Source organism: Ureibacillus massiliensis 4400831 = CIP 108448 = CCUG 49529, assembly GCF_000772965.1.
GTDB classification, from domain to species: Bacteria; Bacillota; Bacilli; order Bacillales_A; family Planococcaceae; genus Ureibacillus; species Ureibacillus massiliensis.
Genome location: NZ_JPVQ01000002.1, coordinates 132,461 through 149,884, shown reverse-complemented (window position 1 = coordinate 149,884; position 17,424 = coordinate 132,461). Strand labels below are relative to the sequence as shown.

Here is a 17,424-nt window from a genome sequence, read left to right as displayed (position 1 = left end):
GAGATTTATTTATGTTCGATCATACAACAGTGTTATTAAGGGAGACAGTTGATGGGTTGAACATCAAACCTGATGGTATCTATGTGGACTGCACACTAGGTGGCGCTGGGCACAGTGAATATTTAGTGCAGCAATTATCATCTGAAGGTCGATTAATATGTTTCGATCAAGATATGGCAGCAATAGAACATGCGAAAAAGCGATTAGCGAATTATTTAGATCGAATTATCTTTGTTCATTCTAATTTTCGATATATTAAAGATGAACTCGAAAAGCTAGATATCTATAAGGTTGATGGTATTCTTTATGATTTAGGTGTTTCTTCACCTCAGTTAGATACGCCAGAGCGCGGATTTAGCTATCATCATGATGCACCTCTAGATATGCGAATGGACCAAACATCTCCAATCTCTGCCTTTCATGTTGTCAATGAATGGGCATATGAAGATTTAGTTCGTATTTTCTTCAGATATGGAGAGGAAAAGTTTTCGAAGCAAGTGGCTCGAAAAATCGAAGAAGCAAGAAAAGTGAAAGCAATTGAAACAACGGGTGAATTGGTTGAGCTAATCAAAGACGGAATTCCGGCACCAGCTCGAAGGAAAGGTGGACACCCTGCAAAAAGAATTTTTCAGGCAATTCGCATAGCTGTGAACGATGAGTTAGGTGCAGCAGAAGATTCTTTAGTAGATGCAATTGATTTAATAAAAATTGGTGGAAGAATTAGTGTAATTACTTTCCACTCTTTAGAAGATCGATTGACAAAAACGATTTTCAAAGAGGCGTCTACACTACCTGATTTACCACCAGGTTTACCTGTAATACCAGATGAATATAAGCCAACTTTAAAATTAGTTACGAGAAAACCAATACTTCCTTCAGAGGAAGAATTGGAAATGAATAATCGATCAAGATCAGCAAAACTACGTATTGCTGAAAAAATAAATGAAAAAGGACGTGGTTAGATGGCAGTTAGAGTAAGGCAACAATCTTATATTTATCAACCAGTTGCACCACCAACGACACCTCAACCAACCATAAAAACAGTAAAAAAGAAAAAATTAATCACAACAAAAGAAAAACTATTATATATAGCTTTTGTTATGGTAGTTTGTGTACTTGCCGTAACAATATTACATAAGCAAAGTATAATACAACAATCAACAATTGAAATTCAAAAAATACAATCACAAGTAACCGATTTATCAAACGAAAATGTAGACTTAAAAGTAAAAGTTGCAGAACTATCAACATACGATCGAATTATGGAAAAAGCAAAAGCACTCGGTTTAACTCTTAATGAGAAAAATGTAAAGGTAGTGCCGGGAGAATGAAAAAGAAAAAATTTCGTTTCCAATGGGGAGCCTTTCTAATGTTATTTATCTATGGAGGGCTCTTTTTTGCATTATTCATACGAATTTTTAGTATTCAAGCCACTGGAGAAGTAAATGGTCAACAATTAGAGGCGAGAGCAGCTGCTTTATATGAAAGGGAAGCAGTTCTTACTGCGGAGCGAGGTAAAATATTAGATCGTAATGGGAATATCATTGCAGAGGATACTTTAAGCTATCGATTAATCGCTGTAGTAAATCCAAAAGCAACGGAAAATCCTGAGGATCCTAGACATGTGGAAGATCCTCAAAAAACCGCTGAAGTATTAGCTAAATATATTCAAATGGACGAAGCTGATATTTATAAACAGTTAACAAAAAAAATTCAAGGAGAAAATGGTGAGTTAAAACAACCATATCAAGTTGAGTTTGGTACTGCTGGGCGAAGCATAAGTCATGAAATTAAAACAGCCATAGAAAAAGAAAAATTACCAGGCATTGTTTTTACAAGTGATACAAAAAGATACTACCCGAATGGGCCTTTTGCTTCCCATTTAATTGGATTTGCGTTAAAGGAACAACAAGAGGACAACACATTCCAAACGATAGGGAAGATGGGTCTAGAGTTATTTTACAATGATGAGCTAACGGGTAAAAATGGATCGATGCAATATAAAAGTGATGTTTTTGGATACCTGTTGCCGAACAGTGAAAAAATGGTACAGCCCGCTCAAAATGGTAGCGATATTCAATTAACCGTTGATAAAACAGTACAAAACTTTTTAGAAGAATCGATGACGGAAGTTTATGATGAGTATAATCCAGAATCGATGGTGGCAATTGTAGCGAACCCAAAAACAGGTGAAATACTTGCAATGACTCAAAGACCAACCTTTGATCCTGAGAATCGAATTGGTTTAGAAGATTGGATGAATGCAGCAACTCAGAAAATTATGGAACCAGGATCAACAATGAAAACTTTCACACTTGCTGCGGCCATCGAAACAGGTCACTGGCATCCGAATGTTAAATATCCATCAGGTTCCTATACGTTATTAGATAGGACGATCAGAGACCATAACTATGTAGGTTGGGGTAAGATTACTTACTTAGAAGGGTTCCAGAGGTCTTCAAATACTGCGATGGCTAATATTTTAGAAGAGATGGGAAATGATACTTTCATAGATTACTTGAAAAAATTTGGTTTTGGTGAAGTGACAGGTATAGATTTACCTGGAGAGGTAACTGGGAAACTTAAAACCGATTGGCCGATTGATTATGTCACAACAACGTATGGACAAGGCTCCACAGTTACACCAATTCAACTAATTCAAGCAATGACAGCGATTGCAAATGATGGACAAATGATGCAGCCATATGTAATTGATAAAATTATAGATTCAGAAGGTAATATTGTGAAAGAAAGCAAACCTGTTGTAAAAGGAAATCCTGTTACAAAGGAAACGGCTCAACAAGTTCGTGATGTATTAGCATCCACTGTAACATCTGAAGCGGGAACTGCGAAACGTTTTGCTATTGAAGGATATGAAGTCGCAGGGAAAACTGGTACGGCCTATATTGCTAACTCTGATGGTTCAGGGCAATATTTAACGGGTCACCAGAACGATTATTTATATTCATTTTTAGGTATGGCACCTGCAAATGATCCACAACTGATCATGTATGTATCAGTGAAACAGCCGAAGCTAGAAGGATTAGAAACAGGATCTGAGCCAGTTTCAAAAGTGTTTACATCTGTGATGGAAAACAGTTTGAAATATTTAAACATCGATCCAACTGATGTTGCCGACGTTGAATTAAAGCCGATTGAAAATTATGTTGGTCAGGATGTAACAAAAGTTGCAAATAATCTTACCAATGCGGGACTAAAACCAATCCTCGTTGGTGAAGGAGGTAAAATAGTCGATCAATATCCAAAAGGAAATATGCAATTAACAATCGGTAGTCATGTATTTTTGAAAACAGAAGGTAAAATTACGATCCCAGATTTTAATAATTGGTCGCTACGTAATTTACTAGTTTATAAAACGTTATCAGGTTTGGAAATTGAAATCGTAGGTGAAGGCTATGTAGAAAGTCAAAGTGTTTCAGCGAACACAGTTGTAAATAATTCATCACCAATTGTAGTAAAGTTGAAAACACCGGAAGAAACCTTTATCCCACCAAAAGAAACAGAAACTGAAGAGACAGTATTTGTACAAGATTAATGGAATGAAATATAGGTGCGTAGAATAGATGTCCATTTACTTTCATACCTTGTTATAAAAACGAGGTGTGAATGTCGAATGAAGTGGATTTCGAGTATATCGAAAAAACGATTGAGAATCATAGTTTATGGATTTCTAATATTCGGTTTAGCTGTTATCATCAGGTTGTTTTTTGTACAGGTTATACAACACGACGAATTAACAGAACTAGCAAAACAGAATTGGGATAGAGAGGTTCCTTTTGCTTCTGAACGTGGAGAAATAACCGATAGAAACGGTGAAACGATTGTAACCAATAAATTAGCTCCAACCTTATATTTTATCCCGGCTCAAAATGATAATATCCAAGAAGCAGCAAGGAAAATTGCCGAAATTTTAAAAGTAGATGAGCAAAAATTGTATGAAAAGATGAATACTAATAAATATATGGTAAAACTTGCACCAGAAGGCAAAAATATTTCTTATGAACAAGCAGTTCAAATTCAAGGGCTAAAAATAGACGGGCTATATAGTGGTGTTGACTATGTTCGTCATTATCCTTATGGGTCATTATTATCACGTTTTGTCGGTTTTACTGGGTATGATACACAAGGACTAGCAGGGATTGAGTTTCAATATAATAATGTATTAACTTCTAAACCAGCTGCCATACGCTTATTTACAGATGCTGCACAAAAATCACTCCCCCATGTTAATGATGAATGGAAAGATGGAGATCAAGGGGCTACAGTTGAACTGACAATAGATTTAGAAGTTCAACAGGTTGTGGAAAGGGAATTATCCCAGGCGATGGCAAAATATGATGCTGACCAAGCGCTTGCTATAGCAATGAACCCAAAAACGGGTGAAATTTTAGCGTTGTCATCCTACCCTACATATGACCCATCAAATTTTGAAGAGGTAGAACCATCCATTTACAATCGAAATTTACCAGTATGGATGACCTATGAACCAGGCTCAACATTTAAAATTATTACGTTAAGTGCCGCTCTTGAAGAAGGAGTAGTGGATTTAGAGAATGATAAATTTTATGACCCTGGTTATACAATTGTAGAAGGTGCAAGGCTACGTTGCTGGAAACGTGAAGGTCATAAAGACGAAACGTTTTTACAAGTAGTAGAAAACTCATGTAACCCTGGTTTTATTGAATTAGGTCAGCGTGTCGGACCAGAAAAATTAATGGGTTATATTAAAGATTTTGGTTTTGGTCAACCAACTGGCTCCAATATTGCTGGTGAAGCAAAAGGGATTCTTTTTGCAGAAGAAAATTTTGGTCCTGTTGAACATGCTACAACCTCCTTTGGTCAAGGTATTTCTGTAACACCGATTCAACAAATAACCGCTGTTGCCGCAGCTGTTAACGGAGGGAAACTGTTTACTCCGTATGTTGTGTCTAAAGTTTACAATCCAGAAACCGGAGAAGTTGTATTAGAAAATAAACCACAATTAAAGAAACAGGTAATAAGTGAAGAAACATCTGCTCAAGTACGTAATGCACTCGAATCTGTTGTTGCGAATGGCTCAGGTCGACAAGCCTATCGAGATGGTTTTCGTATAGGGGGAAAAACTGGAACTGCACAAAAGGTTGAGGATGGTCGATATAAGCAAGGCGACTATATCGTATCCTTTATCGGCTTTGCACCAGCAGATGATCCAGAAATTGTCGTTTATGTTGCGGTTGATAATCCTAAAAGCTCTACTGTATTTGGAAGTACAATTGCGGCTCCAATTGTAGGACAAATTATTGAAGATATCGCGCCTACCATTGGATTAGAAGTGGATCGTGAAGGTCAGCTAGAGAAACAATACCGCTGGGGTGATCCAATTACAGAAAGAGTTCCAAACCTAGTAGGTATATCAGTTGATGAAATAGCAAAATTACAATACCCTTATCGTATTGAAAAGCACGGAGAAGGAGACTATGTTATATCTCAATTACCAGAAGCAGAAAATATAATCGAAGTAGATGATACAATTCATCTTTATTTAGGAAATGCACCATCAGAAAATCAAATGAATGCAAATAATAACACCGATTCAGATGATGACGGTAACACTCCTAATAACTCAAATCCAGAAAATGGATCATCTACACAAAATGAAGTAGATTCAGATGCTGAATCAAATTAGTTAGTGTTTTAAAATTTTACGGAAGAACATGATTTAAAGGAGATCTAACATGACAATCGCAACAACAATAACCATTTTAGCAATTTCATTTAGTATATCAGTTGTACTTGCTCCATTTTTAATTCCTCTATTGCGTAGGCTTAAATTTGGCCAAAGTATACGTGAGGAAGGGCCAAAATCCCATATGAAAAAAGCAGGTACTCCGACGATGGGTGGCATCATCTTTTTAATTTCAATTATTGCTACTACGGTCATTGTTGGAAATTTATATAATATAATGACGACACATACGATCGTCATGTTACTTGTTTTATGTGGTTTTGGTTTAATAGGCTTTTTAGATGATGGTATTAAAGTGGTATTTAAACGTAACCTAGGCTTAACATCGTTACAAAAATTAGTCGGACAAATTATTATTTCAATTTTATCGTTCCTATTGTTACGAGTGGGCGCTTTTCAAACAACTGTATCTATTCCATTTACGGAATGGTCAATGGATTTAGGAATCATATATGTTGGGTTTTTAATCTTTTGGCTAGTCGGGTTTTCAAATGCTGTTAATTTAACAGATGGGTTAGATGGGTTAGTGGCTGGTACTGCATCCATTGCATTTACTGCATTTGGTGTTATCGCTTTATTTAACGAACAAATCGATGTGGCAGTATTCGCCTTTGCTGTAACAGGAGCATTACTTGGATTTTTAATATTTAATGCAAATCCTGCAAAAGTATTTATGGGAGATACCGGGTCACTCGCACTCGGTGGCTCCCTTGCATTAGTTTCTATTCTTGTAAAAGAGGAACTGTTGTTATTAATCATCGGATTAATTTTTGTAATAGAAACTTTGTCTGTTATCTTACAAGTGGCAAGCTTTAAATTAACGGGAAAACGTATTTTTAAAATGAGTCCAATTCACCATCACTTTGAATTATCTGGTTGGTCTGAGAGAAAAGTCGTTTTAGTATTTTGGTTCACGGCATTAATTGTCGCATTAATCGGTGTATTATCGGAGGCATTACTATGAAGCAATATACAGAATTACAACATAAAAAGGTTCTAGTGCTTGGATTAGCCAAAAGTGGCGTTGCAGCAGCAGAGCTTCTCCATGAATTAGGAGCTTTTGTAACAGTCAATGATTCCAAACCATTTGAACAAAATCCTCAAGCTCAAAGCTTATTAAAAAAAGGGATTACTGTTATATGTGGTAGACATCCAGAGGATCTTCTTGATGAGGGGTTTGAGCTAATTGTAAAAAATCCAGGAATTCCATATAATATCCCAATTCTTCAGGATGCACTAAGCCGAGAATTACCTATTATTACAGAGGTCGAACTTGCGTATCACATTAGTGAAGCCCCATTTATCGGTATAACAGGTACAAATGGTAAAACAACGACTACAACGCTAATTTTCGAAATGCTACAGCAAGGGCATCGAAATCCGCTTATTGCTGGAAATATCGGAACAGTGGCATGTAGTGTTGCAAAAGATGCTACGGAAGATCAAGTGATTGTTACAGAATTATCTTCTTTTCAATTAATGGGAATTCAAGAATTCAGACCGCACATTGCCATTTTGACAAATTTGTATGATGCCCATTTAGATTATCATGGTACTTTTGCCGAATATGCCGAAGCAAAATTTAATATAACGAAAAATCAAATTGAATCGGACTTTCTTATATATAATGCAAATCAACAAGTACTAGAGCCATATATACAAAGATCAAAAGCAACAAAAGTACCCTTTGATTCAGAAAAAAGAACAAACATAGGTATAAGTGCTGATGAACAAATGATTTATTGGGAAGGTCAACCTTTGCTTGAACGATCGATAATCGCTTTGCCAGGTAAACATAACTTGGAAAATATATTAGCAGCTGTTGCAGCTTGTGTTCTTTATGGTTGTGATAAGGAAAAAATTAAAGAAGTCTTAAAAACATTTACGGGTGTTCGTCATAGAACGCAGTTTGTTCGAGAGTGGGAAGGTAGAAAACTTTATAACGATTCAAAGGCTACCAACTGTCTTGCCACAAAAGTAGCTCTTGATGCATTTACCGAACCTACTATTTTATTAGCTGGAGGTCTTGATCGAGGTCACTCCTTTGAGGAATTACGCAATTCAATGAGAAATGTTAAAGGGGTTGTAGCTTTTGGACAGACAGCTCAAAGATTTATTGACTTTGCAAAGACATGTGGTGTTCAATCGACAGTTGAAGCAGAAAATGTAGAAGATGCAGTAGAAAAGGCAGCTAAATTGTCCGAGCGAGGGGATATCATTTTATTGTCACCAGCATGTGCTAGCTGGGATCAATATCCAAGCTTTGAAGTTCGTGGTGATAAGTTTATAGAAGCTGTAAATAAACTTTAATGTTTTTAAGTTAATTTGAGAAAGGATGCCTTAGCTGAAATTTACGTATAAGAGGCTATTTATTACCTCTGCAATGTTGTTATCGGTAGTTGGAATATTGTTTATTTTTTCTGCTGGTACATATTGGAGTTCGGTTCATTATGAGGGTGAGATACCTTTCTACATTAGGCAATCCGTATATTTAGTTTTAGCATTAATCGTGTTTGTAACAGTAGCAAATCTGGACTGGTTTAAACAAGAAAAAACATGGATTACGTTATATATCATTTCATTAATTTTATTAGTATTGGTACTTATTCCTGGTATTGGGTTATCACGTAACGGTTCACAAAGTTGGATTGGTATCGGGCCTTTAACAATGCAACCAGCAGAGTTAGTAAAAATCACAACATTAATGTATTTAAGCTTTTTACTCAGTAAAGTAAAAAGCTATGAAAGAGTTGTCCAATTAAAGCATTTTTTAATTATTCTCATTCCATGTGGATTAATTATGCTTCAGCCGGACTTTGGATCAGTTTTTATTCTCGTAGTATCTTCTTTTGTTTTATTGTTTGTTGCGAGATATCCAGTGAAATTATACGTTTCTGTAATTGTACTTGGAATCGTTGGTTTAGTTGGATTAATCATAACAGCCCCATATCGACTTCAAAGAATTGAAGCCTTTATCAATCCATGGGCTGATCCATTAGGAGCCGGATTTCAAGGTGTGCAATCGTTACTTGCTATTGGGCCGGCTGGAATTTTAGGACATGGGTTTGGTGATAGTAGGCAAAAGTTTTTGTATTTGCCTGAGCCGCAAAATGATTTTATTTTTTCAATTATCTTAGAGGAAATTGGATTTTTAGGTGGCTGTGTCATACTTGCCTTATTTGGACTATTTATATATTCAGGCATAGGACTAGCAATGCAAACAACATTAAGTTCAGATTTTTACGCTATTGTTTCACTTGTCAGTATGATTGGCTTCCAAGCATGCCTTAATATTGGAGTCGTAATTGGGCTAATCCCAGTTACAGGTGTGACATTACCATTTATCAGCTATGGTGGTACGTCATTAATGATCATTTGGTTTGTAGTAGCGATAATCATTTGCTTCTCACAGCGAACCGAAGTTGATAAATAATTATATTTTTAGAGGAAGGAGGAGTAAAAATGGAGAAAGTAATTGATATAGAAGATCGCATACCAACGCTAAGAGAAAAAAGAAGAAAAAGAACAAACAAAAAATTTATTATTTTAATCACGTTATTTTTTCTAACTTTATTTTTACTCCTTTATTTCCAATCACCATATAGTGATGTTAAGAACATTCATATTAAGGGATTTAATCTTGTAAATGAGGAAGAATATTTAAAACAATCAAATTTACAAGTTGGACAATCCATGTGGAGTTTCCGAGAAAAAGAAGTTGAGGATAATATAAAAAAGCTAGAATGGGTTAAGAATGTTGAGGTTCATAAGCATTGGTTGACAAGTGTGGAAATTAATATTGAGGAATGGCCAAAAGTCGCATATATTTCTGAAAACAATTCCTTTTACCCAATATTGGAAAATGGAGTGGTTTTTAAGGAGTTAGGTTCCAGTACTCCTATCGACGCGCCAATATTTTTGGAATTTGAAGATAGTGAATTGAGAAAAAGGTTATTAAAAGAATTGGCTGGACTTGAACCAACTGTCTTAGCAATGATCTCCCAAATTAATGCTACACCTACTAGCTCAGACCCCTATGCCATAACATTATTTATGAATGATGGATATGAAGTGAGGGCTGAAATAACATCACTTGCTGAGAAATTAAATTATTATCCTTCTATTATTGCCCAAATTGAAAAAAATGGAGAATTTGAAAAAGGAATTATTGATATTGAAGTTGGAACATATTATAGATCCTATTCAGAAGAGTATAAGATTGATGTTTTGGATTCCACGGAAGAGGATTCTGATATAACTGAACAGGAAGTGTCAGAAAATGAGTAACAAATATATGAAACCACCTTCAAGAAAACAATTGGTTATTCTAATTGTATGTATCGTAACAGGATTTATTATAGGATATTCGTACAATTTATCAAAAGACAATATGAAGGTAACAAGTCCCTATATTGATCAAGAAGAATCCTATCGCGAAGAGCTAATTGGACAACAAGAAAGAAATAAGGAACTAATGGAAGAACTAAATAGTCTTCAAAATAAAATACGTGATTATGAGAAGACATTTGCTTCAAATGAAGATCAGTATGAAAATCTTGTACAAGAAGCTGAACGATTACGTTTGATATTAGGTGAGATTCCTGCAGTTGGACAAGGTGTTAAAATTACGTTAGACGATGGGGAATACGATCCAAATAATACAAATCCAAACGATTATATTGTTCATGAAAGTCACATATTTAAAGTGATTAATGAATTAAAAATTTCAGGTGCAGAGGCCATTTCTATTAATGGAAAACGACTTGAAACAAATTCATATATCAATTGTACAGGCCCTGTAATTTCGATAGATGGAGAGCAATTTCCAGCGCCATTTACAATTGAGGCAGTGGGCAATCCAGAGTCATTGATCGCTTCTTTAAAAATTGTTGGAGGGGTTTTTGACCAATTAATTAATGACCAGATCGTTGTCACAATCGAACAAAGTGGACAAGTTGTAATGCCTTCTGTGAACGACAAGCAAAGCTAGATACGTACCAGGAGGGAACATTTATGGATAAGAAGGTAGTTACCCGAATAACGATTGTATCCTTTATAGTAGGATTAATGATTTCTATACAATACAACACGGTAAAAAAGCCAGCTGAAAGGGATACTCGTGATACATGGGAAATCCGGCAAGAACTATCTGAGGAGAAGAAGAGACATTCGCAATTATTAGCAGACATACTTACATTAAATGAAATTGTCGATGTCTATGAAAATACAGCCACAGAAGATCAAGGTGAAATATTAAAAAGTACCGTGGAAGAGTTAAAGCTTCAAGCTGGTCTTCTTGAAGTGACAGGACCAGGGTTAATTCTTACGATTAGCCCTGCAATCGAATTGATACAATCTGGTTTTAAAATTGAGCCTATATCTCCGGAGTTATTGTATCGTTTATTAAATGAAATATACCGTTTTGATGGTTTATATGTTGAAATCGATGGTCAAAGAGTGGTTCATACAACAGCGATAAGAGATATTAATGGTGTCACAACAGTCAATGGGATTCCAATACGAGAAACAAATGTTGAAATTCGTATTATAACTGAATCCTTTGAAAAAGCAGAAAAACTATATAGCTATTTATATGCTTCCTCATTTAAAGATGCATTTTATATTGATAATTTAAATCTAGAAATTGGCCCAGCAAAAAAAGAAATAACTGTTTCTGAATTTGATGGAACTTTATCTAATAAGTATTTATTCGAGAATAAAGGGGAGTAGAGTATGTGGTTGCCATTTTTAGGATTAATATTAGGACTCGCCTTAGGATTGTTAACTGATATTCAAATCCCTTCAATGTATGAAAACTATTTATCGATAGCAGTTCTTGCAGCATTGGATACACTTTTCGGAGGAATCCGAGCACATCTTCAACAGGTGTATAATGACAAAGTATTTATATCAGGATTTTTCTTCAATATTTTGTTAGCGTGTGGTCTTGCGTTTATAGGGGTCCATTTAGGGGTTGACTTGTATTTAGCTGCCATTTTTGCTTTTGGTGTCCGTCTCTTCCAAAATATTGCTGTCATTCGACGGATTTTGATACAAAAATGGGATGAGAGACATATAAAAAAGAGTGAAAAAACAGTAGAATAGCGGTAAAATTTTATAGTAAGCAGAATTTACTTAGACAATAAAGATAATTTACAATAGAATGAGTGTAGGAGTATCGAAGGAGGTGCGGTAAAGTTGAATAATCAAGATATATATATTTCTTTAGATATAGGTTCGTCATCAATTAAAGTATTAATTGGCGAAGTAAATAATGAACAACTGCACGTTATAGGTGTCGGTAATGTAAAAACTAACGGTGTTCGAAAAGGTGCGATAGTTGATATCGATGCAACGGTGCAATCTATAAGAAAAGCAGTTGATGAGGCAGAACGTATGACTGGAATATCCATTAACCAAGTGGTACTAGGAATTCCTGCTAATCAAACAACACTACAATCAGTAAAAGGTGTTGTGGCTGTTAATAGTGAAAATAGAGAAATCACAGATGAAGATTTAGAAAGAGTAATAGAATCCGCACAAGTAATGTCGATTCCGCCTGAAAGAGAATTAGTCAATTTAATACCCCGACAATTTATCGTCGATAATTTAGATGAGATAAAAGATCCCCGTGGCATGATTGGAATTCGTCTAGAAATGGATGCAACGATGATTACTACATCCAAAACCTTATTACATAACGTATTGCGTTGTGTGGAACGTGCTGGGTTAAAAATAAGAGAAATTTATTTACAGCCGTTAGCAGCTGGTTATTTTGCCTTAACTGAAGATGAAAAAAGTCAGGGAACTGCTTTTATTGATTTAGGTGGCGGTTCTACTACAATTGCAGTATTTGAAGATGACTTATTAACACATACAGGCGTCATTCCAGTAGGTGGAGATCATGTTACAAAGGATCTATCCATTATTTTAAAAACGACAACTGAACAAGCGGAAAAAATAAAAAAACAGTATGGACATGCATTTTATGAGGATGCTTCTGAGGATGAAATTTTTGAAGTTCCCGTAACTGGAACTGATATTGTGGATCAATATAATCAAAAATATATTTCTGAAATTATTGGTGTTCGTTTAGAAGAATTGTTCGAGTTAGTTTTAGATAAACTTGCTGAAATGGGAGTTCGCGACTTACCAGGTGGAATTGTCATATCAGGTGGTGTGGCACAACTAGATGGAATAGCACAGCTTGCAAGACAAGTTATGCAAACACGTGTCAGAATATATACCCCTGATTATATTGGTGTTCGTGAACCATTATATACAACTGCTGTTGGGCTAATTAAGTATGCTAATCTTGAAGATGAGTTCTACGGTAGAAGTGGAGGCTCTGAATCTGTCTATCAAACAGTAGGAGCAGGGTCAACTCCTCCTAAAAAACAATCGAATACAGCTGAAAAACTAGATAATAGTAATAAAACTAGCGTCATCAACAAAGCGAAAAAATTGTTTGATAAGTTTTTTGAATAACGAACAAGTATAATTAACACAACGAGTGTGGTAGGAGGAAAAATAATGTTGGAATTTGATACGAGTATCGACCAGCTAGCTAACATCAAGGTAATTGGCGTTGGTGGCGGTGGTAATAATGCAGTAAATAGAATGATTGAACATGGAGTACAGGGTGTAGATTTCATCGCAGTGAATACTGATGCTCAAGCTTTAAATCTATCAAAAGCACAATATAAATTACAGATTGGTAATAAATTAACAAGAGGACTAGGTGCAGGTGCGAATCCAGAAGTTGGAAAGAAGGCTGCAGAAGAAAGTCGTGAACAAATAGAAGAAGTTCTTCGTGGAGCAGATATGGTTTTCGTAACTGCTGGTATGGGCGGAGGTACTGGAACTGGAGCAGCACCAGTAATCGCTTCAATAGCGCGTGATTTAGGTGCATTAACTGTGGGCGTAGTAACACGACCATTCTCTTTTGAAGGTAAAAAACGTCAAACACAAGCAGTTGGTGGTATCGGGGCGATGAAGGATGCTGTAGATACACTAATTGTCATTCCAAATGATAAATTATTACAAATAGTAGACAAAAATACACCAATGGTAGAAGCATTCCGTGAAGCTGATAATGTATTGCGTCAAGGTGTACAAGGGATTTCAGATTTAATCGCAACTCCTGGATTAATTAACCTTGATTTCGCCGATGTGAAAACAATTATGTCTGATAAAGGATCGGCATTAATGGGTATTGGTATTGCAACAGGTGAAAACCGTGCAACTGAAGCTGCTAAGAAAGCAATTTCAAGTCCTTTACTAGAAACTTCAATTGATGGTGCTAAAGGTGTCATTATGAACATTACTGGCGGCACAAACTTAAGTTTATTTGAAGTTCAAGAAGCAGCGGATATCGTTGCATCAGCATCAGACGAAGAAGTAAATATGATCTTTGGGTCAGTTATTAATGAAAATTTAACGGACGAGATTATTGTAACAGTAATCGCGACTGGTTTTACTGAAGAAAGTATTTCTCAAAAAACACGTATCGTAAATGGAACAGTTCGTAATAATCAAACTGCTGGTCGAGAACGAGTAGAACCAGTTCATAATGAACCAAACCGTCCAACTCAGACAACTAACCAAGTACAGGATGATATGTTAGATATTCCAACATTTTTACGAAATCGAAATAAAAATCGTGGATAATTCAAATATATTTTGATGATTCGACATAAAATGGAAGCCTTAATTCTATATTAAGGGCTTCCATTTTTTTTGTTCTAGTAATATAGAAGCTTCATGTCGATTTTTTATAAATTATGAAAGGGATTGTCTAAAAGATTTTTAATTTATGTACGACCGTTTGACAATTTCCACATCTTACTAGTGATAATCTTATTTCTAGGAGGACGCTAAAATGATTGGTGAATTACTCGTACTATACAATACGTTATTTAATTACTTTTTATTAAAGTTTACTCAAGAAATAACGGGATTGTATGTAAAACGAAGTAGGTTGATCCTTAGTGCATTTTGTAGCGGACTTATCGCTAGTATATTGCATCACTCTTTAATTGGAGCCGTGATTAGTTTCGTAGTACTAATAGGGGTAGCGTTTTCATTTAAAATCGAAACGTTAATGAGGCAAGGGACTGTACTCTTTATTGCAACATTTTTCCTTGGTGGATTACTAACAAGTTTATTACCCTTTTTACTCAATCAAACCGATTTTATATTTTTCATATTGTGTACATCTATTGCATTTTTAAGCTTGAGTGCTATTCATCTTAAATGGAGACAGATGAAACAAGAGAAAATACAACATTCATTTGTAGTTGATTGTGAACTTGAACTGTTTCAGAAGATTTATAGCTTAAAAGGGTTTATTGATACAGGTAATGAATGTGTGGAGCCAATGAGTCAAAAGCCAGTCCATTTCCTCTCGTATAAAGCAGTTTCGAAAAACTTACCCGATGATTTTAATGAAGCATTGCAAAAATGGGACGCGAAAGATCCGTACCAATTAGGAATGTTTCCTGCATATGTATACCCCAAAATACGAATATTGACACTCTCCACTGTGCAAAAAGAGAAGTCCACAACGATTGCATTTCGATTTGATCGGCTGAAAATTAGTGGAAATACCGATAAAGTACTCTTTGATGAATATGTAGTATTCACTCGAAATGATGCGCGATATCCGCAAGATGCACAAATGATTTTACACGTTTTAGCGCTATAACTTCATGTTGGAAATGATTCATAAAGGGGGAAAATGATTGTTTAAAAAAATAATAGCTTTTTTTCAAAAAATTTGGAGTAAGTTTCGAACTAAAGGAACGTACTATATAGGGGGGCACGATTCATTGCCAGTACCATTAACTAGAGAAGAAGAAATGACAGTTATTGAAGCCTTTATGAACGGAGATATGAGAGCTCGGGATACATTAATTGAGAGAAATTTACGACTTGTCGTCTATATTGCTAGACGCTTTGATAATACTGGTACACCGATTGAGGATTTAATCAGTATCGGCTCTATTGGGTTAATAAAGGCAATCGAAACATTCAACACAGAAAAAAACATAAAACTAGCTACTTATGCATCCCGCTGTATTGAAAATGAAATATTAATGCATCTACGAAAAACAAGTCGCATGAAAGGTGAAGTTTCTTTAGACGAACCTTTAAATTCTGATCCGGATGGAAATGAGTTATTGCTATCTGATATTTTAGGTACGGATGAAGAAATCATTATGAATGATGTTGAGAAAAAGATTGAACGTGCAACCATGTTCCAAGCAATCAATGGCTTAAGTGAAAGAGAAAGATACATCATGGAGTGTCGTTTTGGACTAAATGGTAAACAAGAAATGACACAAAAAGAAGTGGCCGATCATTTAGGAATTTCTCAATCGTATATTTCTAGGTTAGAGAAAAAAATAATTTTAGACTTAAGAGAACATTTGAATCAGCCAATTTCATAAGTTCTGTTTCATAATGAATAGAAAAAGAAAGGAAAATAATTAAACTCCAACTTAATATTTCATCATAAATTATATGCATGATCTTCCTATTTCATTATCAATTACATTTAAACATTTTAAATGTAATAATCTGTTTTGGATGAAATTGGACGGAAGAATCGTGCATATTCTTTTTTAATCCGGACAAACTTAAAAAACAGTTCAGAGAGAAAGTGAAATTACAATTTGCAGGTGAAACTGTTCATTGTAGTGACACAAAATCACGCATGTTGTTGTGAAGCAGCCATTGTGAAGCTTTACAGCAATATATGTGGGATAAAAAACAATAGTTCGGAGGAAAAGAAGATGGTGCGAACAAAAGTAGAACTTTGTGGAGTTGATACTGCTTCTTTGCCAGTGCTAAAACATGAAGAAATGAGAGAGTTGTTTGTTCGATTACAAAATGGTGAAGAATGGGTTAGAGACGAGCTTGTTATTTGTAATTTAAGACTTGTCTTAAGTATCGTTGGTAGATTTTCATATCGTGGTGAACAGGCAGATGATTTGTTCCAAGTAGGTTGTATTGGATTATTAAAAGCAATTGATCATTTTGATTTAAAGCATAATGTTCGATTTTCAACATATGCTGTACCAATGATAATCGGAGAAATCCGCAGACATCTAAGAGATCATCATGCATTAAGAGTGTCCCGCTCTTTAAGAGATATCGCATATAAAGCAATGCAGGCAAAAGAAAAGTTTATAACTGAAAACTTACATGAACCGACGATTGAACAGTTAGCTGAAATGATTGAAATGAAGAAGGAAGACGTTTTATATGCACTTGATGCGATACAAGATCCACTTTCATTACAAGAGCCAATTTATTCTGATGGTGGAGATGCTGTGTTTATTATGGATCAATTGCGTGATGACGGCGTTTCGGAAGATCAATGGGTAGCATATGTTAGTGTGAAAGAAAGTATGCAAAAATTAGATGATAGACAGCAAATGATATTAGCTAAGAGGTTTTATTATGGCGAAACACAAACTGAAATTGCAAAATCACTAGGCATCTCACAAGCTCAAATATCAAGATTAGAGAAAAATGCAATTGAGACGATGCAAAAAGATTATAAAGTAAATTAAATATTTATAGAATTCAGTACAACGACGCACTAGTTAATTTAGTGCGTTTTTGTTCTTTTCGCATTGTTTAATTAAATAAAACATAAAAATAATTTCGAA

General features: G+C 35.3%; 16 protein-coding genes. All 16 read left to right on the top strand.

Features of this window, described 5'->3' with window-relative positions; genetic code table 11:
* The first annotated feature begins 11 nt into the window (after positions 1–11).
* The 16 genes from rsmH to sigG all read left to right on the top strand — a co-directional run bounded on the left by rsmH (position 12) and on the right by sigG (position 17,325).
* Complete coding sequence (gene rsmH / locus CD30_RS02190) at positions 12–962, top strand: 16S rRNA (cytosine(1402)-N(4))-methyltransferase RsmH (protein WP_036171891.1); 951 nt, start codon at positions 12–14, stop codon at positions 960–962.
* Entirely contained in the window at positions 963–1,331 is a 369-nt protein-coding gene (gene ftsL / locus CD30_RS02185) for a cell division protein FtsL (RefSeq protein WP_036171889.1), read from the top strand. It begins immediately after the preceding gene.
* Complete coding sequence (locus CD30_RS02180; RefSeq protein WP_170933631.1) at positions 1,328–3,556, top strand: penicillin-binding protein; 2,229 nt, start codon at positions 1,328–1,330, stop codon at positions 3,554–3,556. The genes ftsL and CD30_RS02180 overlap by 4 nt, the downstream gene beginning before the upstream one ends.
* 78 nt (positions 3,557–3,634) lie before the next feature.
* Positions 3,635–5,686 (top strand): stage V sporulation protein D, encoded by a 2,052-nt coding sequence (locus CD30_RS02175; RefSeq protein ID WP_084077589.1) that lies wholly within the window; start codon positions 3,635–3,637, stop codon positions 5,684–5,686.
* 49 nt (positions 5,687–5,735) lie between these two features.
* The gene (mraY, locus tag CD30_RS02170; protein ID WP_036171886.1) at positions 5,736–6,710 is read left to right on the top strand and encodes a phospho-N-acetylmuramoyl-pentapeptide-transferase; all 975 of its coding nucleotides are present in this window, start codon (positions 5,736–5,738) and stop codon (positions 6,708–6,710) included.
* A complete protein-coding gene (gene murD / locus CD30_RS02165) occupies positions 6,707–8,056 on the top strand; it encodes a UDP-N-acetylmuramoyl-L-alanine--D-glutamate ligase (protein WP_036171883.1) in 1,350 nt (449 codons plus the stop codon). The genes mraY and murD overlap by 4 nt, the downstream gene beginning before the upstream one ends.
* A 34-nt stretch (positions 8,057–8,090) precedes the next feature.
* Positions 8,091–9,179 (top strand): FtsW/RodA/SpoVE family cell cycle protein, encoded by a 1,089-nt coding sequence (locus CD30_RS02160; protein ID WP_268871078.1) that lies wholly within the window; start codon positions 8,091–8,093, stop codon positions 9,177–9,179.
* 29 nt (positions 9,180–9,208) lie between these two features.
* Entirely contained in the window at positions 9,209–10,033 is an 825-nt protein-coding gene (locus CD30_RS02155; RefSeq protein ID WP_036171880.1) for a cell division protein FtsQ/DivIB, read from the top strand.
* The gene (locus CD30_RS02150) at positions 10,026–10,736 is read left to right on the top strand and encodes a DUF881 domain-containing protein (RefSeq protein WP_235801989.1); all 711 of its coding nucleotides are present in this window, start codon (positions 10,026–10,028) and stop codon (positions 10,734–10,736) included. Before CD30_RS02155 ends, CD30_RS02150 begins: the two co-directional genes overlap by 8 nt.
* Before the next feature lie 23 nt (positions 10,737–10,759).
* Entirely contained in the window at positions 10,760–11,476 is a 717-nt protein-coding gene (locus CD30_RS02145) for a DUF881 domain-containing protein (RefSeq protein WP_036171877.1), read from the top strand.
* A 3-nt stretch (positions 11,477–11,479) separates the two neighbouring features.
* Positions 11,480–11,851, top strand: coding sequence for a small basic family protein (locus CD30_RS02140; protein ID WP_036171875.1), 372 nt, complete (start codon positions 11,480–11,482; stop codon positions 11,849–11,851).
* A 93-nt stretch (positions 11,852–11,944) separates the two neighbouring features.
* Positions 11,945–13,234 carry a cell division protein FtsA gene (gene ftsA / locus CD30_RS02135; protein WP_036171871.1) on the top strand — a complete coding sequence of 430 codons (1,290 nt, stop codon included), beginning with the start codon at positions 11,945–11,947 and terminating at the stop codon, positions 13,232–13,234.
* Between the two features lie 45 nt (positions 13,235–13,279).
* Positions 13,280–14,416, top strand: a complete 1,137-nt coding sequence (gene ftsZ, locus CD30_RS02130; protein ID WP_036171868.1) for a cell division protein FtsZ — start codon at positions 13,280–13,282, stop codon at positions 14,414–14,416.
* A gap of 211 nt (positions 14,417–14,627) precedes the next feature.
* Entirely contained in the window at positions 14,628–15,452 is an 825-nt protein-coding gene (locus tag CD30_RS02125; protein ID WP_036171866.1) for a sigma-E processing peptidase SpoIIGA, read from the top strand.
* A 37-nt stretch (positions 15,453–15,489) separates the two neighbouring features.
* Complete coding sequence (sigE, locus tag CD30_RS02120; protein ID WP_052126016.1) at positions 15,490–16,197, top strand: RNA polymerase sporulation sigma factor SigE; 708 nt, start codon at positions 15,490–15,492, stop codon at positions 16,195–16,197.
* A 348-nt stretch (positions 16,198–16,545) separates the two neighbouring features.
* Entirely contained in the window at positions 16,546–17,325 is a 780-nt protein-coding gene (sigG, locus tag CD30_RS02115) for an RNA polymerase sporulation sigma factor SigG (RefSeq protein WP_084077592.1), read from the top strand.
* The last annotated feature ends 99 nt before the right edge of the window (positions 17,326–17,424 follow it).